The sequence below is a fragment of the Maribacter caenipelagi genome, from assembly GCF_004364175.1.
GTDB lineage: Bacteria > Bacteroidota > Bacteroidia > Flavobacteriales > Flavobacteriaceae > Maribacter > Maribacter caenipelagi.
Window position 1 is genome coordinate 355,338 of the sequence record NZ_SNZW01000015.1, and the last position, 25,990, is coordinate 381,327.

The 25,990-nt window shown below is 35.2% G+C and carries 23 protein-coding genes; 11 read left to right on the plus strand and 12 right to left on the minus strand.

The window, feature by feature from the left end; translation table 11 throughout:
* Both DFQ03_RS12040 and DFQ03_RS12045 read right to left on the minus strand, forming a co-directional pair.
* The gene (locus tag DFQ03_RS12040) at nucleotides 1–342 is read right to left on the minus strand and encodes a DUF4907 domain-containing protein (RefSeq protein WP_133673424.1); all 342 of its coding nucleotides are present in this window, start codon (nucleotides 340–342) and stop codon (nucleotides 1–3) included.
* Nucleotides 343–416: 74 nt separating this feature from the next.
* Nucleotides 417–1,409 (minus strand): Kelch repeat-containing protein, encoded by a 993-nt coding sequence (locus tag DFQ03_RS12045; RefSeq protein WP_133673425.1) that lies wholly within the window; start codon nucleotides 1,407–1,409, stop codon nucleotides 417–419.
* Nucleotides 1,410–1,649: 240 nt separating this feature from the next.
* Here DFQ03_RS12045 and DFQ03_RS12050 point away from each other — a divergent pair, with 240 nt between their 5' ends.
* On the plus strand, nucleotides 1,650–2,990 hold the full coding sequence (locus DFQ03_RS12050; protein ID WP_243834489.1) for a DUF4270 family protein: 1,341 nt from the start codon (nucleotides 1,650–1,652) through the stop codon (nucleotides 2,988–2,990).
* Nucleotides 2,980–4,230, plus strand: a complete 1,251-nt coding sequence (locus DFQ03_RS12055) for an OmpP1/FadL family transporter (protein ID WP_133673426.1) — start codon at nucleotides 2,980–2,982, stop codon at nucleotides 4,228–4,230. Before DFQ03_RS12050 ends, DFQ03_RS12055 begins: the two co-directional genes overlap by 11 nt.
* Before the next feature lie 456 nt (nucleotides 4,231–4,686).
* Here the strand turns inward: DFQ03_RS12055 and rpsA are convergent, their stop codons facing one another.
* Nucleotides 4,687–6,522: a 30S ribosomal protein S1 gene (gene rpsA / locus DFQ03_RS12060; protein ID WP_133673427.1), complete on the minus strand. Its 1,836-nt coding sequence runs from the start codon at nucleotides 6,520–6,522 to the stop codon at nucleotides 4,687–4,689.
* Between the two features lie 266 nt (nucleotides 6,523–6,788).
* Here rpsA and DFQ03_RS12065 point away from each other — a divergent pair, with 266 nt between their 5' ends.
* On the plus strand, nucleotides 6,789–7,169 hold the full coding sequence (locus DFQ03_RS12065) for a LysM peptidoglycan-binding domain-containing protein (RefSeq protein ID WP_133673428.1): 381 nt from the start codon (nucleotides 6,789–6,791) through the stop codon (nucleotides 7,167–7,169).
* Between the two features lie 50 nt (nucleotides 7,170–7,219).
* On the opposite strand, the gene cmk is transcribed toward DFQ03_RS12065, so the two are convergent.
* Together cmk and lon are read right to left on the minus strand one after the other, a co-directional pair.
* Nucleotides 7,220–7,915, minus strand: a complete 696-nt coding sequence (gene cmk, locus DFQ03_RS12070) for a (d)CMP kinase (protein ID WP_133673429.1) — start codon at nucleotides 7,913–7,915, stop codon at nucleotides 7,220–7,222.
* A 28-nt stretch (nucleotides 7,916–7,943) separates the two neighbouring features.
* Nucleotides 7,944–10,394 carry an endopeptidase La gene (lon, locus tag DFQ03_RS12075; protein ID WP_133673536.1) on the minus strand — a complete coding sequence of 817 codons (2,451 nt, stop codon included), beginning with the start codon at nucleotides 10,392–10,394 and terminating at the stop codon, nucleotides 7,944–7,946.
* 261 nt (nucleotides 10,395–10,655) lie between these two features.
* Here lon and DFQ03_RS12080 point away from each other — a divergent pair, with 261 nt between their 5' ends.
* From DFQ03_RS12080 to DFQ03_RS12095, 4 genes are read left to right on the plus strand one after another with little or no spacing between them, the layout of a single operon-like run.
* A complete protein-coding gene (locus DFQ03_RS12080; RefSeq protein WP_133673430.1) occupies nucleotides 10,656–11,210 on the plus strand; it encodes an RNA polymerase sigma factor in 555 nt (184 codons plus the stop codon).
* Complete coding sequence (locus DFQ03_RS12085; RefSeq protein WP_133673431.1) at nucleotides 11,210–11,773, plus strand: hypothetical protein; 564 nt, start codon at nucleotides 11,210–11,212, stop codon at nucleotides 11,771–11,773. The genes DFQ03_RS12080 and DFQ03_RS12085 overlap by 1 nt, the downstream gene beginning before the upstream one ends.
* Nucleotides 11,754–12,845, plus strand: coding sequence for a DUF4097 family beta strand repeat-containing protein (locus tag DFQ03_RS12090; protein WP_133673432.1), 1,092 nt, complete (start codon nucleotides 11,754–11,756; stop codon nucleotides 12,843–12,845). Before DFQ03_RS12085 ends, DFQ03_RS12090 begins: the two co-directional genes overlap by 20 nt.
* Before the next feature lie 26 nt (nucleotides 12,846–12,871).
* Nucleotides 12,872–13,597, plus strand: a complete 726-nt coding sequence (locus DFQ03_RS12095) for a head GIN domain-containing protein (RefSeq protein WP_133673433.1) — start codon at nucleotides 12,872–12,874, stop codon at nucleotides 13,595–13,597.
* A gap of 46 nt (nucleotides 13,598–13,643) precedes the next feature.
* On the opposite strand, the gene DFQ03_RS12100 is transcribed toward DFQ03_RS12095, so the two are convergent.
* The 4 genes from DFQ03_RS12100 to glgB form a co-directional block, all read right to left on the minus strand.
* The gene (locus tag DFQ03_RS12100; RefSeq protein WP_133673434.1) at nucleotides 13,644–14,975 is read right to left on the minus strand and encodes an MFS transporter; all 1,332 of its coding nucleotides are present in this window, start codon (nucleotides 14,973–14,975) and stop codon (nucleotides 13,644–13,646) included.
* Between the two features lie 61 nt (nucleotides 14,976–15,036).
* Entirely contained in the window at nucleotides 15,037–15,846 is an 810-nt protein-coding gene (locus tag DFQ03_RS12105) for a M48 family metallopeptidase (protein WP_133673435.1), read from the minus strand.
* 36 nt (nucleotides 15,847–15,882) lie between these two features.
* Nucleotides 15,883–18,285, minus strand: a complete 2,403-nt coding sequence (locus tag DFQ03_RS12110; protein ID WP_133673436.1) for a glycoside hydrolase family 31 protein — start codon at nucleotides 18,283–18,285, stop codon at nucleotides 15,883–15,885.
* A 79-nt stretch (nucleotides 18,286–18,364) separates the two neighbouring features.
* The gene (gene glgB, locus DFQ03_RS12115; protein WP_133673437.1) at nucleotides 18,365–20,260 is read right to left on the minus strand and encodes a 1,4-alpha-glucan branching protein GlgB; all 1,896 of its coding nucleotides are present in this window, start codon (nucleotides 20,258–20,260) and stop codon (nucleotides 18,365–18,367) included.
* 172 nt (nucleotides 20,261–20,432) lie between these two features.
* Here glgB and DFQ03_RS12120 point away from each other — a divergent pair, with 172 nt between their 5' ends.
* The 4 genes from DFQ03_RS12120 (at nucleotide 20,433) to DFQ03_RS12135 (ending at nucleotide 23,556) form a co-directional block, all read left to right on the plus strand.
* Nucleotides 20,433–20,996 (plus strand): collagen-like triple helix repeat-containing protein, encoded by a 564-nt coding sequence (locus DFQ03_RS12120; protein WP_133673438.1) that lies wholly within the window; start codon nucleotides 20,433–20,435, stop codon nucleotides 20,994–20,996.
* A gap of 155 nt (nucleotides 20,997–21,151) precedes the next feature.
* Complete coding sequence (msrB, locus tag DFQ03_RS12125) at nucleotides 21,152–21,649, plus strand: peptide-methionine (R)-S-oxide reductase MsrB (protein ID WP_133673439.1); 498 nt, start codon at nucleotides 21,152–21,154, stop codon at nucleotides 21,647–21,649.
* Between the two features lie 198 nt (nucleotides 21,650–21,847).
* Nucleotides 21,848–23,239: a dihydrolipoyl dehydrogenase gene (gene lpdA / locus DFQ03_RS12130; protein ID WP_133673440.1), complete on the plus strand. Its 1,392-nt coding sequence runs from the start codon at nucleotides 21,848–21,850 to the stop codon at nucleotides 23,237–23,239.
* Nucleotides 23,240–23,268: 29 nt separating this feature from the next.
* Nucleotides 23,269–23,556, plus strand: coding sequence for a DUF3817 domain-containing protein (locus tag DFQ03_RS12135; protein ID WP_133673441.1), 288 nt, complete (start codon nucleotides 23,269–23,271; stop codon nucleotides 23,554–23,556).
* On the opposite strand, the gene DFQ03_RS12140 is transcribed toward DFQ03_RS12135, so the two are convergent.
* The 3 genes from DFQ03_RS12140 to DFQ03_RS12150 all read right to left on the minus strand — a co-directional run bounded on the left by DFQ03_RS12140 (nucleotide 23,553) and on the right by DFQ03_RS12150 (nucleotide 25,818).
* On the minus strand, nucleotides 23,553–24,740 hold the full coding sequence (locus tag DFQ03_RS12140) for a PQQ-dependent sugar dehydrogenase (RefSeq protein WP_133673442.1): 1,188 nt from the start codon (nucleotides 24,738–24,740) through the stop codon (nucleotides 23,553–23,555). The two genes, DFQ03_RS12135 and DFQ03_RS12140, sit on opposite strands and share 4 nt — an antisense overlap.
* A gap of 65 nt (nucleotides 24,741–24,805) precedes the next feature.
* Nucleotides 24,806–25,222 carry a type II 3-dehydroquinate dehydratase gene (gene aroQ, locus DFQ03_RS12145; protein ID WP_133673443.1) on the minus strand — a complete coding sequence of 139 codons (417 nt, stop codon included), beginning with the start codon at nucleotides 25,220–25,222 and terminating at the stop codon, nucleotides 24,806–24,808.
* A gap of 77 nt (nucleotides 25,223–25,299) precedes the next feature.
* Nucleotides 25,300–25,818: an outer membrane beta-barrel protein gene (locus tag DFQ03_RS12150; RefSeq protein ID WP_133673444.1), complete on the minus strand. Its 519-nt coding sequence runs from the start codon at nucleotides 25,816–25,818 to the stop codon at nucleotides 25,300–25,302.
* Nucleotides 25,819–25,990: the final 172 nt, after the last annotated feature.

A 25,990-nucleotide genomic window follows, 5' to 3' on the forward strand; every position in this document is an offset into this window, starting at 1 on the left:
CTAGTAATCTACTACAGTAGAAATATTCAAAGTTGCCAAATCTGATAGTAACAATATCGGCGACTTACCGTCTTCCAATTTCGACACTACCAACTTTGCTGTTTTTTGGGCTTGATCTTCTGTTGCAAATTTCTGTTTGCCCGGAAAACCAGGAATATATTCTTGCAGAATCACTATTTTTTCTCCTCTCATAATCTGATAGCCGTAACCATCATTTAGATCCACCACCTTACTATGAAAATTTTGATTTTTATTAGTGAGCGGTTGATTATAAATTGCATAGCCTAAAACAAATGCCAAAAATAGTACAATAGCGACCCAATATTTTACAGTAGAAATCATAAATAAATGTTTAAAAATGGGCCAATCCACTCAGATTGACCCAAAAAATTAACAATTGCACTCACTATGAAAAATTAATCTTCCTCTTCATACTCATCTTGAGGAAAAAATTCATCTAAATCATCTAGGTACAAAGAGCCTGTTCTACCCATTCCAATAAATACACGACTGCCATTAGAAAATGCAATAGCATCTTGTCTTGTCGCACCTTCAAAAGATGTTTTTTGCTCCCACTCATCAGTTGCAGGATCATACTCCCAAACTGTATTGGTCGCACCACTTAATTCTCCACATGCTATATAGCCATAACCATTTAAAGTAAAACCAACGGCATTACTTCTTTGCACAGCATAATCATCTTCTTCGTCCAAATCTAATTTTTTTGTCCAGCTTTCTGTAGTTGGATCAAACACCCAAAAATCATCTAAATACACTCCGTTAGAAACTCCTGTTCCTAAATATGTAAGTCCGTCAATAGTAAACGTTGTAGCCGATCTTCTTTTGTTTCCTCCAAAACCTACTAACTCTGTCCAAGTATCAGTACCTGGGTTATATTTCCAAAAATCCTTTCTATCATTTTCACCATCATATCCGGTACCTACATAACCGAAACCGTTAGTACCAAAACCAACCGCATTTCTTCTAGCCGTTGCTAACGATGCAATTTCTGTCCAAGTATTAGATGTTGCATTATAACTGTAAAAATCTGTCAATTCATTAACCCCGTCATATCCAGAACCAATATAACCGATACCATCTATTTCAAAACCTACAGCTGCATTTCTAGCCACACCAGGAAAATCTGCTTTCTGAGACCAATAATCACCTTCAATATCATATGCCCAAAATGAAGCTAAATAATCATCACCGTCATAACCAACACCCATGTAACCCACATTATCTATTGTAAAGCCAGATACACTACTTCTAGGACTACCATCAAATACAGATTTATCTACCCAGTTTCCTAAATCGTCTTCATCATCATCACTTGAACAACTTGAAATTACGATGGCCATAAGCGCCATACCAGTAATCTTGTACACATACGATTTTCTTTTATTCATTATTTTTTGTTTTAAGGTTCTTTCTTTATAAGATCAAATCTACTAGAGACCCTAGTGTTGAAAAAAACACAATAGATTAAAATTGGTTTTTAACATACCAAACCCCATTTTTCATCTACCAATGCAAACTTTTTATTAATAGTTTAAATAATAGTGTTCATCCCTTAACATTACGGGTTGGTCTATTCAGGTTTTTACAAACGCACTTGGTATTTAGCTTTGATAAAAATTAAATAATAAATGAAAGTGTTCTTAAACAAAGTACGTGCGCTATACATTGTAATGTTGGGCGGTTTACTATCTATTGCTATCGTTTCATGCAGCGATGATATTTACAATGATTCAGAATTTGTCGCGGGTGAAACTTTTACCGATAGCAATATTCGCCTTATACTAATCGACACTTTAACGGTTAGTACTTCTACCATGAAGTTTGATAGTATTGTTACTTCAGAATCTACTAGAATACTTTTAGGAAAATATACCGACACCGTTTTTGGCATCGTTACCGCATCTAGTTATATGCAATTTTTACCCGATTCATATACCATAGACTCTGAAGCTGAGTTTGACAGTATTGTTATGGTACTGGGCTATGATCAATACTATTACAATGATACACTACAGAAAAACTCCATACACATTAAAAAAATCAATGAAAATTTCAATCCAGAAAGTGATGATTTTTTCTATAATACAAGTAGTATTGGTTATGAAGAAAACGACCTTGGTTTTAAAGAATATCACCCACGACCATTAGCAGGTGATTCTATTACTATTAAACTTGTTGATGATTTTGGCACCGACGTTTTTTCTAAACTACAAGAAAAAGATATTGTAAACGCCGACGAATACCGCGACTACTTTAAAGGTATTGGTATGATACCTGATAACACGGATAACGGAGCCATAATAGGTTTTTCAAAATCTTCTGAAAAGACCTACATGCGCTTATATTATAGTCTAGATACCGAATTTGAATCTGAGCAAAAATCTCTTGATATTTCAATAGATGGTACTACTACACCTGTTCCATTTTTTAATAGAATTACGGCAGACGACCCTATTGCCCCTTTGCAAACTTTGACCGATAGCAAAACAAATCTACCAAGCTCAGATTCTAATAACCAAAGCTACATTCAGTCAGGTGTAGGCATTGCTATGCGTGTGCAATTTCCCAGCATTACAAGCCTTTATGACATACCTGGAAGCGGAACCATTTTGGACGGAGTCTTAAAAATTAAACCTATGGCTCAATCTTATGATGAACATCTAAAACTTAGAGATACACTGGCAGTTTATGTAGTTGACCAAAACAATAATTTGATAGAGACTCTAAGCTCTTCTTCTTTTGCTATTCTAAATAGAGATAACCAAGAGTTTAACGATATCTATTATGAAATACCAATTGCCTATTACTTAGAAGAATTACAGTTAAAAGATAGAGATATTGATGATGCATTGATTCTACTTCCTTCAGATTATAATTCTACGGTCGATAGATTTATTTTGAACGGGAATGCCAACGGCGAAAACGAAACAATTTTAGAATTAACATACGGTATATACGATGAAGATTAACCAAATTATATTTGTTACCATTGGAGCATTATTAGCAGCTCTTCAATCTTCGGCACAGTCTGAAGCTTTAACGAGTTCTCCATATTCGCTTTATGGTCTAGGAGTTATTAATCAAAAAAGTATCGGAAAATTCAATAGCTTAGGATATAGCGGTATTGGTATAAAATCTCCATACGAACTCAACAACCTAAATCCGGCAAACTATGCCTTAATACCTCAAAACTCGTTCTTATATGATATAGGCGTTACAGGTGAGTTCAATAGTTATAGTAATACAACTTCTTCTGAAGAAAAATCGAATGTAAACTTTTCAAATATAGCCTTCGGATTTAGAATCATGGAAAATTTAGGTGCCGGTATTACCATGGTACCTTATAGTGATGTTGGATACTCACTTCTTGGCGTTAGTAGCAACATTGAAGGATCAACCGATTCTTTCGAAAGTAATGTTACCGGATTGGGTGGACTAAATGATATTAAATTAAATGTCGGCTATGCACTAATACCAAAATTGAGACTAGGTTTAAGTGCATCGTTTTTATTCGGAAGTATAGAGGAAACGGAATCTTTTATCTATAGTTCGTCTACATTCGAATCTGTAGAAAAAACTAATTATAATGGTGCCAGATTAGGTTTCGGACTTCAATACGATATTAATGACAAAATAAGCATTGGTAGCACCGTTCAGCTACCTACCAGTTTAAATGGCAACTTAAAAAGATCTATAGATAAATCAATAACCGGAATTGCCATTTCTGTGGAAGATGAAAGTTCTGGCAATGTTTCTGATTTTAAACTACCCCTTGAGCTTGGTTTTGGTATGAGCATTAAACCTATTGAAGAACTTACTTTTAGCGCAGACTACAAGAAAAATTTCTGGTCAGACACCAATCAATCAGAAAATATTGGTAGCTATGTAGATCAAGATATTTATGCTTTTGGGCTAGAGTTTATTCAAGATCCTACCAGCTATAAATACGGTCAAAGACTTGCGTACAGATTAGGCTATAATTATGACAATGGTTACTTAGCCATTGGCGATAACAAGGTAGAGGGCTACAATTTTACTGCAGGTATCGGTATACCAACAAGTAGAGGCACACACTCTATGATCAACCTTTCTTATAGCTATGGCTCTAAGGGACTTTTACAAAACGTTTTGGTTAAAGAAAATTTTCATCTTGTTACCTTAAACTTAAGTTTAGAAGACATTTGGTTCGTAAAGAAAAAGGTCTATTAATAAATAATACTATGGGAGTATCAAGCAATTGGTATTAAGCCCTACTTAGAAGTTATTTAAACTTCTACTATTAAAATCTCCATTAGTAATTCATTTTTTTGGAACCCTAATAGGAACTAAAAATTATGGATATTAAAAAAGCCCAGATTAATTTCTGGGCTTTTACTTTTAATCTCTTTTTATAGAAGGTAAAAACGAATGAATTCATCACTTTCTAACACCTTAATTACTACTCCTTTTCAGAAGTTTCGACCTCAGATATATAAAAGTAAAACAAATATTCTATGACGATTATTCTCCTTGACCACCTATCGCCAATGAAGTTTGTTGCTTGGATAAATCATTGGTGTTAATCTGCTTGTTATGTTTAAAGTACACTAATAAGAAACAAAAAGCCCGGATATAAAATCCGGGCTTTTACCAATAATCCTTTTTCAAGAATGTATGTTAATGAAATTACTTCTTCTTAGAATCAGCTTCCATTTTATCTTTCAACGCTTGTAGTGCATCGTTAGCATCCCCTAAAGTAGGCTTAGCTTCATCTGCGCTAGCCGCTTGTCTTTTGACAGCTGCTTTTACGTTACGTTGCTCTTCTTCACGGAAAATAGCAGTATGACTAGCTACTACACGTTTGAAGTCTTTATTGAACTCAATAATCTTGAATTCAGCTTCATCGCCTTTACCTAGTTTCTTACCATCTTCTTTCTCTAAATGACGTTGAGGAATGAATGCAGTAATATCTTCATTAAATTCAATTGTTGCACCTTTATCAACTACATCAGAAATGGTTGCAGTATGTACTGTACCCAATGCGAATTCAGTTTCATATTTATCCCAAGGGTTTTCAGTAGTTTGTTTATGACCTAAGCTTAACTTACGACCATCAACATCTAATTCTAACACCTCTACCTCTAAAGTATCACCAACATTGGTAAACTCAGATGGATGCTTGATTTTCTTAGTCCAAGAAAGATCAGAGATATAAATTAAACCATCAATACCTTCTTCTAGCTCAACAAAAACACCAAAGTTTGTAAAGTTTCTTACAATACCTTTATGCTTAGAACCTACAGGGTATTTAGTAGTAATATCAGTCCAAGGATCTGGAGTCAATTGCTTGATACCAAGAGACATTTTGCGATCTTCACGATCCAATGTCAATACAACTGCTTCAACCTCATCACCAACTTTCACGAAATCTTGTGCAGAACGCAAGTGCGTAGACCAAGACATTTCAGAAACGTGTATAAGACCTTCAACACCTTCAACAACTTCGATGAATGCGCCGTAATCAGCTATAACAACTACTTTACCTTTTACTTTATCACCAATCTTAATTTCTTCAGATAAAGCTTCCCAAGGGTGCTTCTCTAATTGCTTAAGACCTAATTGTATTCTAGATTTGTTTTCATCAAAATCAAGAATTACAACATTTAATTTCTGATCCAATTCAACAACCTCGTTCGGGTGGTTGATTCTGCTCCAAGAAAGGTCAGTAATATGAACTAAACCATCAACACCACCAAGATCAATAAACACACCGTAAGAAGTAATGTTTTTAACAACACCTTCTAATACTTGTCCTTTTTCTAATTGGCTAATGATTTCTTTCTTCTGTTCTTCAATATCAGCTTCAATAAGAGCTTTATGAGAAACAACAACGTTTTTAAATTCGTGGTTGATTTTTACAACCTTAAATTCCATTGTTTTGTTAACATACTGATCGTAATCACGAATAGGCTTAACATCGATTTGAGAACCTGGTAAGAAAGCTTCAATACCAAATACGTCAACGATCATACCACCTTTAGTTCTGCACTTAACAAAACCACTAACGATTTCTTCTTTGTCATGAGCCGCATTAACACGGTCCCAAGCCATAATAGTTCTCGCCTTTCTGTGAGATAATACTAATTGACCACTTTTATCTTCACGAATATCGATCAATACCTCTACTTTGTCACCAACTTTTAAACCTGGGTTGTAACGAAATTCGTTTAACGAAATTACACCTTCAGACTTTGCGTTGATATCAATAATAGCTTCTCTATCTGTGATATAAACTACCGTACCTTCTACTACTTCCTCATCGGCAGTATCTACAAAGTTTTCGGCAACTAATTCTTCAAATTCCTTTAATTTAGAATCATCAACACGCTCAATTCCTTGCTCGTATTTTTCCCAGTTAAAGTTTTCTAAGAATTCTTTTGGATCTTGCTGTGGAGTTTCAACAGCTTGTTGTGTTGCTTCGGTAGTAGCTTCTACCTCTGCGTTTGTTTTTTCTTCAGCCATTTGCTGATTAATAATTTGTATTTCATAATCTTATCAAGACCTAGGCAACGACTATGAAAGTAGTTATATTTATTTGTTTATCTAATCCCTTTTTCTCTTGACTTCCTTGCAAAAAAGGTGTGCAAAAATAATCATTTTATTTAAATTAGACAACAGAACAAAGTATTACACGTTCATTTAAGTAATATGGCATGATTTTAGAGTAAATACATCTTAAATATGCTTATCTTAGAAGTATTATAATAACCATTAAAAAAAGTAAAATTATGAGTGTTAAGGCAAAATATCAGGGTGTATTAGATCTTGGTGAACAATTAGGTATAAAAGACGGTAATGTAACTGTTGAAGGTGATGTTCTTAAAGTAAAAGGACAAGCAAAAACGCCTTATGAAAAAGACCTAATGTGGGATAAAATTAAACAACTAGGTGGTGAAAGCCCTTCTGACATCAAAGCCAACATTACTGTTGCCGATGATTCTGTTTATCACAGACACGTAGTTAAAGGTGGTGAGTCTTTAAGCAAAATAGCGAAGCACTACTATGGTGATGCTATGAAGTACAAAGCTATCTTTGAAGCAAATACCAACATTTTGAAAAATCCTGATGTTATACATCCTGATCAAGTATTGGTTATTCCAAACAAATAATATTCGATATTATATAAATAAAAAGAGGTTAGCAATGCTAACCTCTTTTTTTATGCTTGCTTCTCAATTACCCGAAGCGAATGTTCATAGATTCTTTGAAACTGATCTTCCAATCCTAAATCACTATTATCAAACTTAATGGCATCTTCTGCCCTTTTTAAAGGTGAAATTGCACGGTTACTGTCTATATAATCTCGTTTTTGAACATTTTCAAGAATATCTTCATACACAACATCTTCTCCCCTATCTAACAATTCTTTATACCTTCTTACCGCCCTCTTTTCTGGTGAAGCCGTCATGAAAATTTTAAGTTCTGCACTAGGGAACACCACGGTACCAATATCTCTACCGTCCATCACTACACCTTTATCAACACCCATTGCCTGCTGCATAGCAACTAATTTCTCTCGTACAGCTTGTATTACAGATACCTGACTTACATTCTTAGATACCGGCATGGTTCTAATTTCCTTTTCTACATTTTCACCATTCAAATACATTTCGGCAAACCCTAAATCCGAATTAAAAATAAAATTCAGTTCAATATCATCTAATGATCTTACCAATGCATCTTCATCAACCTTACCCGCATCTACAAAACCTGACTTCATAGCAAACAACGTAACTGCACGATACATTGCACCTGTATCAACATATACATATTCTAACTTTTTAGCCAGTTGTTTAGCCAAGGTGCTCTTTCCCGTAGAAGAGAATCCGTCTATTGCAATGGTGATTTTTTTCATCTTCCCAAAAATATAAAGAAAAGCTAAGCTATAGCTCCTTAGCGTTCTTAACTTTGACATCTGTGATAGCGATATCAATTACTTCTGACATTTCTTTTACGTAATGAAAAGTAAGTCCTTTCAAGTAAGATTCTTTAATTTCCTTAATATCACGCTCATTATCAGCACAAAGAATAATCTCTTTTATTTTTGCTCTTTTAGCCGCAAGAATCTTCTCTTTTATTCCGCCAACAGGCAATACCTTACCACGCAATGTTATCTCACCTGTCATTGCCAAACTCTTTTTAATTCGCTTTTGAGTGAATAACGAAACTAACGAAGTTAACATGGTTATACCTGCACTAGGGCCATCTTTTGGCGTAGCACCTTCTGGCACGTGAATATGTACATTGTACTTTTCAAATACAGACGAATCAATACCAAAACGTTCTGCATTAGATTTTATGTATTCCATGGCAATGGTGGCAGACTCTTTCATGACTTTACCAAGGTTACCGGTAATACTCATTGTCCCTTTACCTTTTGAGAGTATAGATTCAATGAATAAAATATCTCCACCAACACTCGTCCAAGCTAAACCTGTAACTACACCCGCAACTTCATTATTTTCATATTTGTCACGCTCCATTTTAGGCGCTCCCAATACTTCAATAATATCTTCATTACTTACCTTAATATCATATTCTTCTTCTGTAGCAATAGATTTCGCTGCATAACGTACCATTTTGGCAATTTGCTTTTCTAAAGAACGTACTCCAGATTCACGTGTATACCCTTCAACAATTTTCTCTAGCTGTGGTTTTCCAATTTTCAAGTGACTAGAATCTAAACCATGCTCGGTCAATTGTTTTGGTAACAAATGTTTTTTGGCAATCTCTACTTTTTCTTCAATAGTATAACCACTTACATGTATAATCTCCATACGATCCCTAAGTGCAGGTTGAATGCTCCCTAGGTTATTAGCGGTAGCCACGAACATTACTTTAGAAAGGTCATAGCCCAATTCTAAGAAGTTATCATGAAAGTCGCTATTCTGCTCCGGATCCAACACTTCTAACATGGCAGACGAAGGATCTCCTTGATTGCTATTAGACAATTTATCTATTTCATCAAGTATAAAAACAGGATTTGAAGTACCAGCCTTTTTGAGACTTTGAATAATTCTACCCGGCATTGCACCAATGTAAGTTTTACGATGTCCTCTAATTTCAGCTTCATCTCGTAACCCACCTAAAGACATACGTACATATTCCCTACCTAATGCCTCTGCAACAGATTTACCCAACGAAGTTTTACCAACACCCGGAGGTCCGTACAGACATAAAATAGGAGATTTCATATCGTTTCTCAGTTTTAATACCGCTAAATACTCAATGATTCTCTTTTTAACATCTTCTAAACCATAGTGATCACGATCCAAAATTCGTTGCGCTCTTTTTAAATCGAACTTATCTTTCGAATACTCCCTCCAAGGTAATTCCAATAAAAGATCTAAATAGTTTCTTTGAATAGAATATTCTGCGACCTGCGGATTCATCCGCTTCATTTTCGCTAATTCTTTATCGAAATGCTCTTTTACTTTTTTACCCCACTTCTTCTTTTTAGACTTGATTTTCATCTCCTCTAATTCCTCATCATAAGAAACGCCACCCAATTCTTCTTGAATGGTTTTCATTTGCTGATGTAAAAAGTATTCTCTTTGCTGTTGATCTAAGTCATTTCTAACTTTAGACTGTATATCATTCTTAAGCTCCAGCTTTTGCATTTCAACATTCATATACTTCAATGTTGCCAATGCTCTATCTTGCAAGCTACCTATCTCTAATAAATCTTGCTTCGCCTTTACATCTAAATTCAGATTAGAGGATACAAAGTTTATTAAGAATGAATTACTTTGAATGTTCTTAATAGCAAAAGAAGCTTCACTTGGAATGTTCGGATTGTCTCTGATAATTTTTAAAGCCAATTCTTTAATAGACTCAATAATCGCCAAGAATTCTTTATCGTTCTTCTCTGGTCGTATCTCTTCGGTCTCTCTAACTGTAGCTGTTAAATATGGCTTTTTGGTCAAAACTTCTGCAATCTCAAAACGCTTTTTACCCTGTATAATTACCGTTGTATTACCATCGGGCATTTGAAGCACTCGCAGTATTTTGGCAACCGTCCCCAATGTGTTAATATCCTGCACATCTGGGTTTTCGGTTTCCTCATCTTTCTGTGAAACTACGCCAATGACCTTAGAGCCATTATTGGCATCTTTTATCAATTGTATACTTTTATCTCTGCCTGCAGTAATAGGAATTACTACACCAGGAAAAAGCACTGTATTCCTTAAAGGTAAAATAGGTAAGGTTTCTGGCAGAGTTTCACCATTCATTTGCTCCTCATCTTCTGGAGTCAATAGTGGTATAAGCTCAGAATCTTGATCTATTCCTTGTAAAGACATATTGTCAAAATTTGAAAATTTAGAATCTTCCATACTCATATATCGGTCATTCTGTCATTAAATGAACAGAAATTTATTTTTATAAATTATACATAAATGCTGTAATAGCAATGAAAACTAGGCGAATACAGCCTTTTACACCATCATTTGCATATAGGTATTTCAATTCTTATGCCAACTGAATTATTTCATTTTAAAAATTAGACTTTATAAAAAGAAAGAATTTTTAATAATAATTCTAACAAACTGTAACAAACCGTAAATTGAATCATCTTTCAATAAACCAATCACTTTTTGAGCCAACAAAAGGAACATATTGATGAGCTAGTGCAATTGTGCTTAGCCGGTAAACAAAGTGCACAGCTAGAAGTGTACAATAGGTATTACAAGGCCATGTTCAATACTGCACTCAGAATCGTAAAAGACGCTGCCCAAGCAGAAGACATTATGCAAGAATCGTTTTTAAGCGCATTTACGAAACTGCATACTTTTAAAGGGGAAGTAACTTTTGGATCCTGGTTGAAACGCATTGTTATCAACAACAGCATACATCAATATAGAAAGCAACAAAAAAAGAATGAAGTTGCTTTAGATGAAGTATTGTACAAGGTCGAAGATAATGACGGAATTGCATCTGACCATGTGTTTACAGAACTAAAGGCTCAAAAAGTGATGGAAACCATGAAAGATTTAAAAGACAATTACAGAATTTCTTTGACCTTACATCTAATTGAAGGGTTTGATTATGATGAAATTTGCGAAATCATGAACATTAGTTATGCCAATTGCAGAACTACTGTTTCAAGAGCTAAAGAAAGTCTTAGAAAAAAATTAATACTCGCAGTCTAATGAAGAAAGATACTATTGACGAGCTTTTTATTGAGCTACAGGATAAAATGGATTATGCGGAACCCACCAGTGGGCACCAACAACGTTTTTTAGAAAAACTAAATAAATCTAAAGGAGGAACAACGTTGGCAACTAAGAAAAATAATAATTGGATGCTCTTTTTATCTGTCGCTGCATCGATTGCTATTTTACTAACGGTAGGTATTTTTCAATTTAACACAGCTAGTAGTATTGAAGATCAGGTTGCCGAAATTTCACCCGAAGCATCTAAGACCCAATTCTATTTTGCCAATCTAATCGAAGAGCAGATCAACGAACTGAATTCTGAAAAATCACCGGAAACAGAAAAAATTATCAATGATACCATGGCGCAATTGAAAAAGCTTCAATTAAACTATACCAAAATGGAACAAGACCTATTAAATGGTGGTAATAGCAAATTAATATTAAGTGCTATGATCACAAATTTTCAAACTAGAATAGACCTTCTTAACGAAGTAATGATACAAATTGAGAATATTAAATCAATAAAAAAATCAAATGATGAAAACTTTACTATATAAATACACCTGGCTATTAATGCTAGCATTCACAACTGTTGTTACTGCCAACGAAATTTCTTTTTACGGTAAGCATACCAGAGAAAAGACCATTAAAAAAGAATTTAATGTGAATGCCAACGCATTGCTTAAAATAGACAACTCTTACGGCAATCTAAATATTACTTCTTGGAACGAGAATAGGGTTGTCATTGAAGTACACATTAAGACCAATGGTAACAACGAAGACAAAGTTCAAAAAAAACTAGATGAGATTTCTGTTGATTTCGAAGCTAGCAGCGAACGTGTATCTGCAGAAACTATTTTCAATAAAAGTAGTAACGGCTGGGGCTGGAGCTGGGGAAATAACAACAATGTTCATATGCAAATCAATTATACTATAAAGGTTCCTGTTAAAAACAATGTTGACCTAAGTAACGATTATGGTAATATTAACCTTGATAGAATTGATGGGCATGCCAGAATTAACTGTGATTATGGAAGATTAGAATTAGGAGAACTTAGAGGACGAAATAATAAATTAAATTTCGATTACACCTCAAAATCTACGATCGGCTATATTAATAGTGGAGAAATAAGAGCTGACTACTCAGGTTTCAACATAGAAAAAGCTGGAAACCTTGCCATAAATGCCGACTATACAAATGCCAGTATCGGCACCATGGATAATTTAGAATACACCAGTGATTATGGAAATATGGATGTTTCTGAATTAAAAAATATAGATGGAAACGGTGACTATATAACGGTAAAACTAGGTGTCGTACACGGTGATGTTTCCATCGGTGCAGACTACGGGTCTATTCGTATCAACGAACTAGCTTCAGATGCCGGTAATGTAGAAATAAGAACAGATTATACCGGAATTAAAATTGGGTACAACAGCGAATATCATTTTGATTTTGATATTTCAACAAGTTATGCCGGTGTAAGCGGTAAAGACGACTTCACCATTAATATTAGTACAGAAAAATCTTCTGACAAGCACTATGAAGGATTTTATGGTTCTAAAGGAAGTGGAAACAAAATGACACTTTCAAGTGATTATGGAGGAATAAGTTTTACCAAAAAATAATTATCAATCAATTAAAAATGAAAATCATGAAAAAATTAAGCGTATTATTATTCACAGGGTTAATCTCCCTATCCTGTTCAGCGCAATGGGGAAAGACTATTAAAGGCAACGGCAACAATGTAACTATTGAAAGAAATACAAGAGATTATGATGGAGTAGCAGTTTCTGGCTGGTTCGATGTTGATTTAGTTGCAGGAAGTGAAGGTGAAATTATTTTAGAAGGGGAAGAAAACCTTTTAGAATATATTATCACCGAAGTTAAAGATGGCAAGTTGGTCATTAAAACCGAAAAAGGAGTTAACCTAAAATCTAGCAATTGGAAATCTGGAATTCATATCACAATACCTGTCGAATCTATTAGTTCTGTTGCAATGTCCGGCTCAGGAGATATCGTAGGCAAAACAAAAATTAAATCAGATAAATTCCGTACGGCCATGTCAGGCTCAGGTGATATTACATTAGATATTGACACGAACTCAATTTCAGCCTCAATGTCTGGATCTGGAGATATTTCTTTAAGTGGTAAAACCACAGACTTTGAAGCTACTATTTCTGGTAGTGGAGATATTGAGGCATACGACCTTGAAGCTGACAATGTAGACGCTACGGTATCTGGCTCTGCAGATATACAGGTTACCGCAAACAAATCTTTAAAAGCGAGGGTTTCTGGTTCCGGTGATATTTCTTATAGAGGTAATCCTGAAAAAGTAAATACCAAAACCTCTGGTTCTGGAGATATTTCCAAAGGGTAAAAGCATAAGATCAAAATAGCGAACAATCAATTCAACACAGCCTCTTTTAAAGGGGCTTTTTTGATTCTTTAACCCTGGTAAGCAAGAACATTCCAATTAAGAAGAATATACCTAAGAATATAATTGAACTTCTCATGCTGCCTGTTCTTTGCGCTATTATTCCATAAAGAAAAGTACCAATGATTATCCCTATTTTTTCAGCTACATCATAAAAGCTGAAGAATGAAGTGGTGTCTGTAGTCTCCGGTAAAAATTTTGAATACGTAGATCTTGACAGTGCCTGTATACCTCCCATAACCAAACCTACGCAACCGGCGGCAATATAGAAATCTGTCGGTGTAATAACAAAATAGGCATATATACAAATGCCTACCCAAAGGGCATTGACAACTATTAATGTTTTAATGTTTCCATATTTTTCCGATGCTCGTGCAGTTACCGTTGCACCTAGTATTGCGACGATTTGTATGACCAATATACTTACTATCAAACCTGTTGTACGTTCAGAATCTGTTCCCCATGCTATTTCTTCTTCTCCAAAGTATGTAGCGATGAGCATTACCGTCTGCACGGCCATACTATACACAAAAAAAGCAGCTAGATATCTTTTAAGTTTTACCTGCTCACCAAGTTGATGCCATACTAACTTTAGCTCTTTGAATCCATTTAAAACAATATTGGTTCTTTTTCCCTCTTTCTTATACCCTTTTGGCAGATAGTAAAAACTGTATTGTGCAAAAAGTATCCACCAGATACCTACAGTTACAAAGGAATATTTCATTGCCTTTATTTCTGCAGCACCAGCTTCATCTGTAGTGATACCAAAGAATTCCGGTTTCATGACCATTGCCAAGTTAAAAATGAGCAAAATTACGCTACCAACATATCCTAAAGTAAAGCCTTTAGCACTAATCGCATCTTGTTGTCTTGGAAAAGCTACATCGGGTAAATATGAATTATTGATAGCAAAACTGACCCAAAATCCCACTAATCCGAAGAAATAGCATGCTAAGCCTATGTATATATTTTCTAAAGAAAACCAGTATAAGCCAATGCATGAGAGTCCACCTAAGTAGCAAAAAAACTTCATGAACATTTTTTTATTACCGAGATAATCTGCAATACCAGACACTAAGGGGGTAACGAATGCTATAAAAACAAATGCCAAAGAAGTAGTATAACTTATTAAAGGAGCACGGGCGATATCACCACCAAAAACGGTTACTTTTTCAATGCCGGCAACTCTAAATAGTGCACCATAAAATATAGGAAAAACTGCCGAGGAAATTACTAAACTATATACAGAATTTGCCCAGTCGTAAAAGGCCCATGCGTTCAATAATTTTTTACTTCCTTTTAAAACCAGTGTCTTTGCCATATATAAAAATAAAAAGCCGTTCATTTCTGAACGGCTTCAATATACAATAATCCTAAAGGTTTTAGTTAAATTTTGTTACTCCAAATTTAGCTGCTTCTGCCGCGGCATCTGGTGCCCAAGCTGTTAGATTATTTATTCTTGTATCATTAGAAGGGTGAGTACTCATGAATTCTGGCGGTGCCTGACCTCCACTGTTTGCTTTCATACGCTTCCATAATTCTGCAGCTTCATAAGGGTCATAACCTGCAATGGCCATTATCTGCAACCCGATTCTATCTGCTTCAGTCTCGTGACCTCTACTAAATGGCAACATCCCTAAATACTGTGTACCTACACCATAAGCCTGATTGAACAAGCCCAATGTTTGTTGATTTTTTATGGCCACATTACCTGCAACAGCACCTACTTGTTGTAATGTACCTGCACTCATACGCTGTGCACCGTGATCAGCAAGCGCATGTGCTACCTCGTGACCCATTACTACAGCTACACCAGTTTCTGTTTGAGTAATCGGTAAAATACCTGTATAAAAAACAATCTTACCTCCTGGCATGCACCAAGCGTTTACGGTTTCATCTTTTACCAAGTTATATTCCCAAGCATAATCTTTTAAATAACCAGGGTAACCGTTTGCAGTTAACCAACGTTCTGCAGCAGAAGAAATACGTTGTCCCACTCTAGTAATCATTTGAGCATCTGTTGTACCCGTAACAACATTATTCTCAGTTAAAAAAGTGTCGTATTGTGCAAATGCTGATGGAAATACCTGACTATTAGGGTAAAAATTCAATGTTTTTTGACCTGTAAAGGGGTTTACCTTACAAGCAGATACGCCAATAAAGACGAATACTATTAATACTAATTTTCTCATATTATTAATTTTAGTTAATGGTAATAAGCTACAAAGTTATAGTTTTCCTGATAAATGCAATAGCGTAAAATTTTTGTCTATTAACAAATCGTTGTTATCATTCGTTGAAATGTTACGCAATAATACCTCTTCATTATCTATCATTACCTTTTCAATTTCAAATGGAAGACCATGAAAATTAAGTTTTACTTTCTCATACTCCGTATCAAAAGTACCATCTTTAAATAATTGAATGGTCAAAGAATTCTCTTTGCCTGTTAATTTGTAATTACTCAACGAATATCTACCTTTCTTATAATCATAGCCATCATCTGAATCTTCATATACCTCAGATGTTTCTGTACCTTCTTTATAATATACTTCTAATACTAGTTCTTCTATTTTCTTTTCTCCTACGTATTGTTGAATAGGGTATTTAGGAATTATAGCTCCAGCTTTAACAAAAATCGGAAGCATATCTATTTCTGCCGCTACCCATTTCTCTTTACCACCTTCAACATGTTCGTCTGTCCAAAAATCATACCAATATCCACGCGGTATATACATTCTACGCCCTTGAGCATTAGGCTCTTGTATTGGGCAAACTAATATTTTTTCTCCAAATATAAACTCATCGGTTCTAAAATGTGTCTGATTATCTTCTTGGTCATAGAACACTAAAGACTGAACCATAGGTATGTTTTCTTTCGTGTATTTATAGAACATTGTGTATAAATACGGTAACAGTTGATAGCGTAGATTTATAAATTTTCTAACGATATCTGTTATCTCTGAACCAAATGACCATGGTTCTTGATCACCATGATCTCCACTTGAGTGTACTCTACAAAACGGGTGAAAAATTCCTAATTGTACCCATCTGGCAAATAACTCGCCATCTGGTTGTTCAGCAAATCCACCGATATCAGAGCCTACAAAAGAATAGCCGCTTAAACACATGCGCTGCACTTGTACATTGGCTATCCATAAATGCTCCCATGTGGCAACATTATCTCCTGTCCAAGTAGAAGAATATCGTTGTGTACCTGCAAATGCGGCTCTTGTTATTACAAAAGGCCTTTTTGGATATACATACTTCTTAACACCTTCATAAGTTGCCCTTACCATTTGCATACCGAAAACATTATGTGCTTTTCGGTGTGTACATGGGTGCCCGTCGTAATTATGACGCGTATCTAAAGGTGCCGTTTTTGTGGGTACTTCCATTACTGCTGGTTCGTTCATATCATTCCAAACCGCATGAACCCCCAGTTCTGACATAAATTCCTTATACAACTCTGCCCACCATTCACGTACAGCAGGATTCGTAAAATCTGGAAAATTACATTCCCCAGGCCATACCTTACCATGCATTAATGGCCCATCTCCCCTTTTACAGAAATAATCATTTTCTAAGGCTTCATTATAAATCCAATAATCGCGATCCACTTTTATACCTGGATCGATCATTACTACAGTTTTGAAGCCGTCTTCTTCCAATTCCGAAATCATTCTCTTTGGATCAGGAAAGTGCTCTTTGTCCCAAGTAAAACATCGAAACCCGTCCATGTAATCGATATCTAAATAGATTGCATCGCAAGGTATTTGTAATCTTCTAAATTCGCTAGTAATTTCTTTTACGTTACTTTCAGGGTAATAACTCCATTTAGATTGATGAAAGCCTAATGCCCACATTGGAGGTAACTCTGGTGTACCGGTAAGACTTGAATATGAGCTGACTACTTTTGACATATCTGGTCCGAAAAAGAAGTAATAATTCATTTCGCCACCATCTGCCCAAAAATTGGTTATATTTCTTCGCTCTTGTGAAAAATCGAAACCTGTTCTAAAACTGTTGTCGAAATAAATACCGTAAGCCTTACCTTTATTTAAACCAACGTAAAATGGTATAGCTTTGTAAAGCGGATCTTGTTCTTTAGCAAAGGCAAATTGATCGGTTACCCAATTTTCTACTCTTTTACCCTTTAGGTTACTATGCATGGCCTTATCGCCCATGCCGTAAAAACTCTCTCCCGATTGGGTAATTTTACTCAATTTTACGGTATTACCACCATATTCATAGTTCTCTTCCCAATGAAAACCTAATTCGTCTTCACTAATGATATTTCCCTCTAAATCTGAAATCTGGGTTCTCAAGGTCATTTTATCTACTAAAATACTTAGCCTTGCCGTCGATATAATATACTCTGTATCGTTTTCTAAAACTTCTAGTTTACTATAACCCATAGTTGCATCTGGGTCAATGGCATATGAGAAATCTGGCTGGAAATTGTAGTTGGTAGCGTATCTAAAACGAATAATACTACCTCTTAATATTGTTATTTGCAAAACAACACCGTTGTCTGTAGTAAAGTATAATTTATCTGAGTCTTGTGAAAATTCAACGATATGGTTTGGGTATAAATTACCTTTATACTCAAGCTCTGTATTTGTGATCATGAACTTATAAATTAAAAAATATCAATTATTACTATCAAAGAAATTCTTTAAAATAGACTAAAATAAAAACTACTTCAAATTATTTCAATATTACTATACCTAATGGAGGAATAGTAATTTCAATGGACTTTTTATACCCATGTGCCGGTTTGGTAGACGATTTTATTTTCGTATTTAAATTTCCGCCACCACCATATTTGGCATCATCACTGTTTAAAACCTCTGTTAATTTTCCTTTTTTAGGATTACCGATTCTATAATTTTCTCTTGGTATAGGCGTAAAATTACACGCTATAATTAAATCGTTTTTTTCATCATGACCTTTACGTACATAGGTCAACACAGAATTTTCGTGATCACCATAATCTATCCATTGAAAACCTTCTGGACTAAATTGTTTTTCATATAACGCCGGCGCGCTTTTGTAAAGATGATTTAAATCTTTTACAAAATCTTGAATGCCTTTATGACCACCATACTGCAATAAATGCCAGTCTAAACTTTGCTCAAAATTCCACTCTGCCGTTTGCCCAAATTCGCCGCCCATAAACATTAATTTGGTACCTGGGTGGGTAAACATGTACCCGAACAATAATCTAAGATTGGCAAATCGCTGCCATTCATCACCTGGCATTCTGTACACCAATGATTGCTTACCATATACTACCTCATCATGCGAAAAAGGAAGCATAAAATGTTCGGTAAAAGCATAGGTCGCACTAAAGGTTAAATCGTTCTGGTGATGTTTTCTATATATCGGTTCTTTTTGGAAAAACTGTAAGGTATCGTGCATCCAACCCATCATCCATTTCATACCGAAACCTAAGCCACCATGTTCCACCGGTTTAGAAACCCCTGAAAACGCCGTAGATTCCTCTGCAATAGTTTGTACACCGTCGAAACTAGAATATACCGCTTCATTCAATTCACGAATAAAAGATATGGCTTCTAAATTCTCATTATTACCATATATATTTGGCTCCCATTCACCATCTTCTCTAGAATAATCTAAGTATAACATCGATGCAACAGCATCTACTCGAAGACCATCTACATGAAATTGGTCTAACCAAAATATGGCATTACTAATAAGAAATGCTCTAACTTCATTTCTACCATAATTAAAGATCAAACTCTTCCAATCGGTATGGTAACCTTTTCTTCTATCTGGATGTTCATATAAATTGGAGCCATCAAAGAAACCAAGGCCATGTGCATCTTCTGGAAAATGAGAAGGTACCCAGTCTAAAATTACCCCTATATCGTTTTGATGAAAAGCATCTACTAAAAACTTAAATTCTTCAGGAGAACCAAATCTTGATGTTGGCGCAAAATAACCAGTTAATTGATACCCCCAAGAAGGATCATAAGGGTACTCCATTATCGGCATAAACTCTACATGGGTGTACCCCATTTCTTTCACATAGTCTACAAGATCTATCGCAAACTCTTTGTAAGTCAAAAACTTATTTTTAGCATTTTTCTTCCATGAACCTAAATGCACTTCATAAACAGAATAAGGTTTATCCAATCCATTTTTATCTTTTCGGTAACCCATCCAAGCATCATCTTGCCAGTCGTGTTCGGCTGTCCATATTATTGATGCTGTATTTGGCGGGTGCTCACAGTATCGAGCAAAAGGGTCTGCTTTCTCTGTCCAAATATCATTATTGTTAGACTGAATCTTATATTTATAAACTTCACCTTTACCGATAGCAGGAATAAAACCTTCCCAGATTCCACTAGAATCCCATCGAACATTTAATTGGTGTTCTTCTTCATTCCACGAATTAAAATTACCGACAACCGATACAGATTTTGCAGACGGAGCCCATACAGCAAAGTATGTACCTGCTATACCATCTACTTCAACCAAATGCGAACCTAATTTTTCATACAGCCGATAATGCTTACCTCCTTTAAAAAGATTAATGTCAAAATCAGTAAAAAGTGAGTGAACTTGTACGTTAGGCATATAGAGTGTTTATTTTTGTAAAGCTAATCATCTTTTAAAGACGACCGACTTCAATTCTTTTTTGTTGAAAATATAGCAGTTAATATCCGATTTAAATATCAAAGTACCAAAAATGGAACGCTTTTTGAAAGAACACTTTTAAATAAAAACTCAAACCAAAAATTACAACATTATGAAAAAATTAAATTTATTTCTAGGAGCACTTATAACCGTATTTTTTATATCATGTGAAGGACCTCAGGGACCTCCTGGTTTTGATGGATTCGATGGCGTGGATGGTTTAGATGGTGCGGATGGGATCAACATTTTAGGGCAAGTAGTAGATATTGAAGGTACTTTTACCTTGGATAATGACTATTCTATTTTTTACGAATTTCCGCAGTCTATAGAAGTTTTTGAATCTGATGTGGTTCTTGTTTACATGCTTTGGGATGTAACAGAAGACAGTAATGGTGAACTTGTTGATATTTGGAGATTGATGCCGCAAACAAGAATTTTAGACCAAGGCTTACTTCAATACAATTTTGATTATACCTTTTTTGATGTAAATATTTTCTTAGAGTCAGATTTTGATTTGTCTACCTTACAAGCAGGTGATACTGACAATCAAGTTTTTAGAATAGCGATTTTACCAGCAGAATCTACTACAGGTAAATTAGACACATCTAACATCAATTCTGTAATGGCACATTTAGGTGTAACAGAAGAAAGCATACAGAAAGTAACATTAGAATAATATCTCTGGGTAATTAACCTATTTAAGCTAAAGCCTTTGAGTATTATTCAAAGGCTTTTTTTATATTTTTATAAAACCTAGACGCAAAACCTCCGTAAATACAATACATTGAAAGTAATATATAATTTTACCGACAGAATTAAAAAATTTGACAAATGAAAATAAATATTGTAATTGCACTATTGGTGCTTTTTGTAAGCTGTAAAGGAAATTCTCAAAACAAAGAGAAGGCTACCAGCACAAAAACTAATGATAACAAGGAATTTGCCGTACAGAAGACGAATAGCGAATGGAAAAAAGAGTTGACAGATGCCGAATACTATGTACTTCGTGAAGCTGCCACTGAAAACCCGTTTACAAGCCAGCTTTTAAAGAACAAAGAAAAAGGAACTTACGTTTGTGCTGCATGTTCCACCCCCCTATTTAAAAGTAGTACAAAATTTGATTCTGGTACCGGGTGGCCTAGTTTCTATGAAGAAATTGAAGGTAATGTTGCCTATGATGTAGATTATAAAATTGGTTATAAAAGAACCGAAGAGCACTGTGCTACATGTGGCGGTCATTTAGGTCATGTTTTTGAAGATGGTCCAAACCCAACTGGTTTGCGCCATTGTATAAATGGTGTTGCCCTAAATTTTGTACCTGCAGAATAACTTCTGGTTTAAAATTTATAATTACGAAAGGTCTGTTTTAGACCCCTTTTTTATTTCTATAACATTCATATTAAACCAACTAGATTATTTTCTAAATATCACAATTTCATATTAAAGGTCATATTTTAAAATCCTACAATCAATCTCAATTAGGTTTTGTATTTTTGCACCTCAATTAAAACTACAAAAAATCAAAATATGAGCACTTTCGATATTATTGTTTTAGGTAGTGGTCCCGGTGGATATGTTACCGCTATTAGGGCTGCACAATTAGGCTTTAAGACTGCCATTATTGAAAAAGAAAGTTTAGGCGGTGTTTGCTTAAATTGGGGTTGTATACCTACTAAAGCCCTATTAAAATCTGCACAAGTATTTGAATACTTGAAGCATGCAGAAGATTATGGTTTAAAGATTAAAGGTGCCGATAAAGATTTTGATGCTGTAGTAAAAAGAAGCCGTGGCGTTGCTGAAGGAATGAGCAAAGGTGTTCAATTCTTAATGAAGAAGAACAAAATTGAAGTTATTAAAGGTTTCGGTACCTTGAAAGCAGGAAAGAAAGTTTCAGTTAAAGCCGAAGACGGTTCTACTACCGAATATAGCGCAAACAATATTATCATCGCTACAGGAGCGAGAAGTCGCGAACTACCTAGCTTACCTCAAGATGGCAAGAAAATTATTGGGTACAGACAAGCAATGACCTTAGACAAACAACCTAAGAAAATGATTGTCGTTGGTAGTGGTGCAATTGGTATCGAATTCGCTTACTTCTACAACTCTATGGGAACTGAAGTAACAGTGGTTGAATATTTACCGAACATTGTACCAGTTGAAGACGAAGATGTTTCTAAGCAATTAGAAAGAAGTTTCAAAAAAGCGGGTGTTAAGATTATGACCTCTGCAGAAGTTACTTCTGTTGACACTTCTGGCGACGGAGTTAAAGCTACCGTAAAAACAGCAAAAGGAGAAAAAGTTTTAGAAGCCGACATCGTATTATCTGCGGTGGGTATTAAAACTAATATCGAAAATATAGGATTAGAAGATGTTGGTATCGCTACCGACAGAGATAAGATTTTGGTAAACGATTATTACCAAACGAACATACCAGGGTACTTTGCAATTGGTGATGTAACACCAGGCCCGGCTCTTGCACACGTTGCATCTGCAGAAGGAATTTTATGTGTTGAGAAATTAGCCGAAATGCATGTTGAGCCTTTAGATTATGGCAACATACCAGGTTGTACATACTGTTCTCCTGAAATTGCTTCTGTTGGTTTGACCGAAAAACAAGCTAGAGAAAAAGGTATCGATATTAAGGTTGGTAAATTTCCTTTCTCTGCAAGTGGCAAAGCTAAAGCTGCCGGTGCTTCTGAAGGATTCGTTAAAGTTATTTATGATGCCAAATACGGCGAATGGCTAGGTTGCCATATGATCGGTGCAGGTGTTACAGATATGATTGCCGAAGCGGTTCTTGGTCGTAAACTAGAAACTACCGGGCACGAAGTTTTAAAAGCTATACACCCACACCCAACTATGAGCGAAGCTGTTATGGAAGCTACAGCAGCAGCTTATGACGAGGTTATTCACTTATAATTAATTATACAGTACCAATACATTAAAGCATGTTAAAATTATTTCGAGCAACGGCAATTTTAGAAGGAATCTCTTATTTGGCGTTGTTCGGGGTAACCATGCCATTAAAATATTGGGCAGAAATACCAGAACCAAATAAATGGGTAGGCTACGCACATGGTTTCTTATTCATCGCCTTTATTGCTCTTACACTAATAGTAGGCTTTACACACAAATGGAGCTTTAAAAAAGTATTTATTTTCGGTATAGCATCACTTCTACCCTTTGCTACTTTCTATGTAGAAGAGAAATATTTAAGATCTGAAGACAACGCCTAAGGCCTAACTTCAATTTCTGTTGTGAGTTCATATATTTTTCCATCAAAAGCACATATATACAATTCGTTATTTGCATCTATACCAAATGATGAAATAGCTAATCCGCTTTCAAGTATCAAGGTATTATTTCCTGATTGATTTAAAGCCCAAATTCTACCTGAAACAAAATCACCATAGATATACAAACCTTGTAGCTCTGGTAAAGCATCTCCCCTATACACATAGCCACCAGTAACGGATTTGTCATTTTCTGTACGTCCGTATTCGTAAAGGGGAGCAATTAAATCTGTATCATCACAATCATCTTCGAGAAAACAAGAAGTACCTTCAAGAATATTCCATCCGTAGTTACCACCTTTTACAATTAAATCGATTTCTTCCTTCTCATCTTGACCAACATCACCTGCCCAAATGGTATTTGTTTGATTATCAAAACTAAATCTCCACGGATTTCTTAATCCGTATGCATAAATTTCACCTCTTGCATTCTCTTCGTCAACGAAGGGATTATCGGTAGGGATCGAATAGCTCAATCCTTCGTCCGTTGCATCCACATCAATACGCAAAATTTTACCAAGTAGATTACTTAGATTCTGGGCATTACCAACTGGATCACCAGAACCACCGCCATCACCAGATGAGATATATAAATATCCGTCAGGTCCAAAAGCTAGCTGCCCTCCATTATGATTGGTTGCCGGTTGCGGAATTTCCAATAAAATAGTTTCACTAGATTCATCTACCATATTTGCATCGGTTTCAGAAACCTTAAAACGAGATACCACAGCAAGTTCTTCACTTGGCGTATATGTTATATATAAAAATCCGTTAGTGGTATATTCTGGGTGAAAAGCAAAGCCTAGAAGTCCCAATTCACTTGCTGTAGCTGTTTTTTCTGTAATATCTAAAAAAGTACTTATATCTTCAGTCCTAGCATCATTATTGAAAACTTTAATAATCCCGTCTTTTTCTGCCACAAAAATTCTATTGTCATCAACACCTGCAGATTGTAAATCTAAAGGTTTAGAAAAAGTAAGACCAGGAAATGCATTGTTAACAGCAAATACTGTCAAAGAATCGATTTGCACATCAGGATTTGGAGTTAATGCCAATTCATCTGCATCACTACAAGACGTATAAAATAAAGTATAAAAACTCAGTAACATTAATCCAATTCTTTTCATAACAACGTATTTTGCTATTACTTACGAATTAGAGCACTACTCTAGATGTTAAAAGATTTTTAGGGTTAAAATAAAAAGCTCTCGACAGCAAGATCATAGCTTTTTAAACCAAAACCAAGAATTACACCACTTGCTGCAGGTGATATATAAGATACATGCCTAAACTCTTCGCGCTGGTGTGTATTAGAAATGTGAACTTCTATTACGGGAGTTTCAATCGCTTTAACTGCATCGCCAATACCCACAGAAGTATGAGTGTAGGCCGCTGCATTTAAAACTATACCATCATAACTAAAACCGGTTTCCTGAATTTTAGAAATCAACTCCCCTTCTATATTCGATTGAAAATATTCTAATTCAATGTCTTTAAACTTGAATTGTAATTTTGAAAAGTAATCTTCAAAAGTTTCAGCACCGTATACTTCTGGCTCCCTTTTTCCTAATAAATTTAAGTTGGGACCATTTATTATGATAATCTTCATACATCAAAAATAATGAATGTTGCCTAACAATGAATTAGAAATGTTAGAAGTAAATTAAACTTGATAGTTGTCTTTCCCTAACGACGAGTTCTATATTTAGGCTCAAAATTGTAAACTATACCCAAGGTAACTGTAGACCATGTAGTTTCTTCAATATCAATACCTGTATAAGAAAAATTAACTTCAACACTTGAACTCATTAAATAGGCAATTGTAGGTCTGTAATATAAACCACCCTCATTACCATCATTTATACCCATTGCATACCCTATATTCCCACCAAATGAGAAATAATTTGATGTCCAAAAACGAACGCCTGCAGATAATGGTAAAAACTGAACAGCTTCTTGCTCTTCTCTAATAATTGTGGTTTGAAAGGTTTCTGCAAAACCATGTATATAACCTACTGCGGGTCCTACATCTACTACTTCACCTAGCGGATACATGTATGAAAAATCCGCCCCAAGCACAATACTTACAGCTTCATTATAATCATCTAGTGGAATACCCCCTTGTATACCGAATTTGAAGCCTTCTTGAGCAAAAATTCCAGTTGAAAAACATAAGGCTAATAATAAAACAAAATACTTATTCATGGTTTGGTCTATTTATTTTCTCCAAAAATAAAGGTAAGACTAAGCTTACAGGCATCTTTGTTGTGAACACCGTGAAAGTAGTGGTACAGCTTAGTTTTAGATAGGTCATATCAACTTATAGCATCTAAATACACTCCATATTATTACATAATCATATTCACAATTAATGTAT

Bases quoted from the DNA above. Each gene is read 5' to 3' on its own strand.
- DFQ03_RS12040 (WP_133673424.1), bottom strand. From the start codon at position 342: ATGATTTCTACTGTAAAATATTGGGTCGCTATTGTACTATTTTTGGCA.
- DFQ03_RS12045 (WP_133673425.1), bottom strand. From the start codon at position 1,409: ATGAATAAAAGAAAATCGTATGTGTACAAGATTACTGGTATGGCGCTT.
- DFQ03_RS12050 (WP_243834489.1), top strand. From the start codon at position 1,650: ATGAAAGTGTTCTTAAACAAAGTACGTGCGCTATACATTGTAATGTTG.
- DFQ03_RS12055 (WP_133673426.1), top strand. From the start codon at position 2,980: ATGAAGATTAACCAAATTATATTTGTTACCATTGGAGCATTATTAGCA.
- rpsA (WP_133673427.1), bottom strand. From the start codon at position 6,522: ATGGCTGAAGAAAAAACAAACGCAGAGGTAGAAGCTACTACCGAAGCA.
- DFQ03_RS12065 (WP_133673428.1), top strand. From the start codon at position 6,789: ATGAGTGTTAAGGCAAAATATCAGGGTGTATTAGATCTTGGTGAACAA.
- cmk (WP_133673429.1), bottom strand. From the start codon at position 7,915: ATGAAAAAAATCACCATTGCAATAGACGGATTCTCTTCTACGGGAAAG.
- lon (WP_133673536.1), bottom strand. From the start codon at position 10,394: ATGGAAGATTCTAAATTTTCAAATTTTGACAATATGTCTTTACAAGGA.
- DFQ03_RS12085 (WP_133673431.1), top strand. From the start codon at position 11,210: ATGAAGAAAGATACTATTGACGAGCTTTTTATTGAGCTACAGGATAAA.
- DFQ03_RS12090 (WP_133673432.1), top strand. From the start codon at position 11,754: ATGAAAACTTTACTATATAAATACACCTGGCTATTAATGCTAGCATTC.
- DFQ03_RS12095 (WP_133673433.1), top strand. From the start codon at position 12,872: ATGAAAAAATTAAGCGTATTATTATTCACAGGGTTAATCTCCCTATCC.
- DFQ03_RS12100 (WP_133673434.1), bottom strand. From the start codon at position 14,975: ATGGCAAAGACACTGGTTTTAAAAGGAAGTAAAAAATTATTGAACGCA.
- DFQ03_RS12105 (WP_133673435.1), bottom strand. From the start codon at position 15,846: ATGAGAAAATTAGTATTAATAGTATTCGTCTTTATTGGCGTATCTGCT.
- DFQ03_RS12110 (WP_133673436.1), bottom strand. From the start codon at position 18,285: ATGATCACAAATACAGAGCTTGAGTATAAAGGTAATTTATACCCAAAC.
- glgB (WP_133673437.1), bottom strand. From the start codon at position 20,260: ATGCCTAACGTACAAGTTCACTCACTTTTTACTGATTTTGACATTAAT.
- DFQ03_RS12120 (WP_133673438.1), top strand. From the start codon at position 20,433: ATGAAAAAATTAAATTTATTTCTAGGAGCACTTATAACCGTATTTTTT.
- msrB (WP_133673439.1), top strand. From the start codon at position 21,152: ATGAAAATAAATATTGTAATTGCACTATTGGTGCTTTTTGTAAGCTGT.
- lpdA (WP_133673440.1), top strand. From the start codon at position 21,848: ATGAGCACTTTCGATATTATTGTTTTAGGTAGTGGTCCCGGTGGATAT.
- DFQ03_RS12135 (WP_133673441.1), top strand. From the start codon at position 23,269: ATGTTAAAATTATTTCGAGCAACGGCAATTTTAGAAGGAATCTCTTAT.
- DFQ03_RS12140 (WP_133673442.1), bottom strand. From the start codon at position 24,740: ATGAAAAGAATTGGATTAATGTTACTGAGTTTTTATACTTTATTTTAT.
- aroQ (WP_133673443.1), bottom strand. From the start codon at position 25,222: ATGAAGATTATCATAATAAATGGTCCCAACTTAAATTTATTAGGAAAA.
- DFQ03_RS12150 (WP_133673444.1), bottom strand. From the start codon at position 25,818: ATGAATAAGTATTTTGTTTTATTATTAGCCTTATGTTTTTCAACTGGA.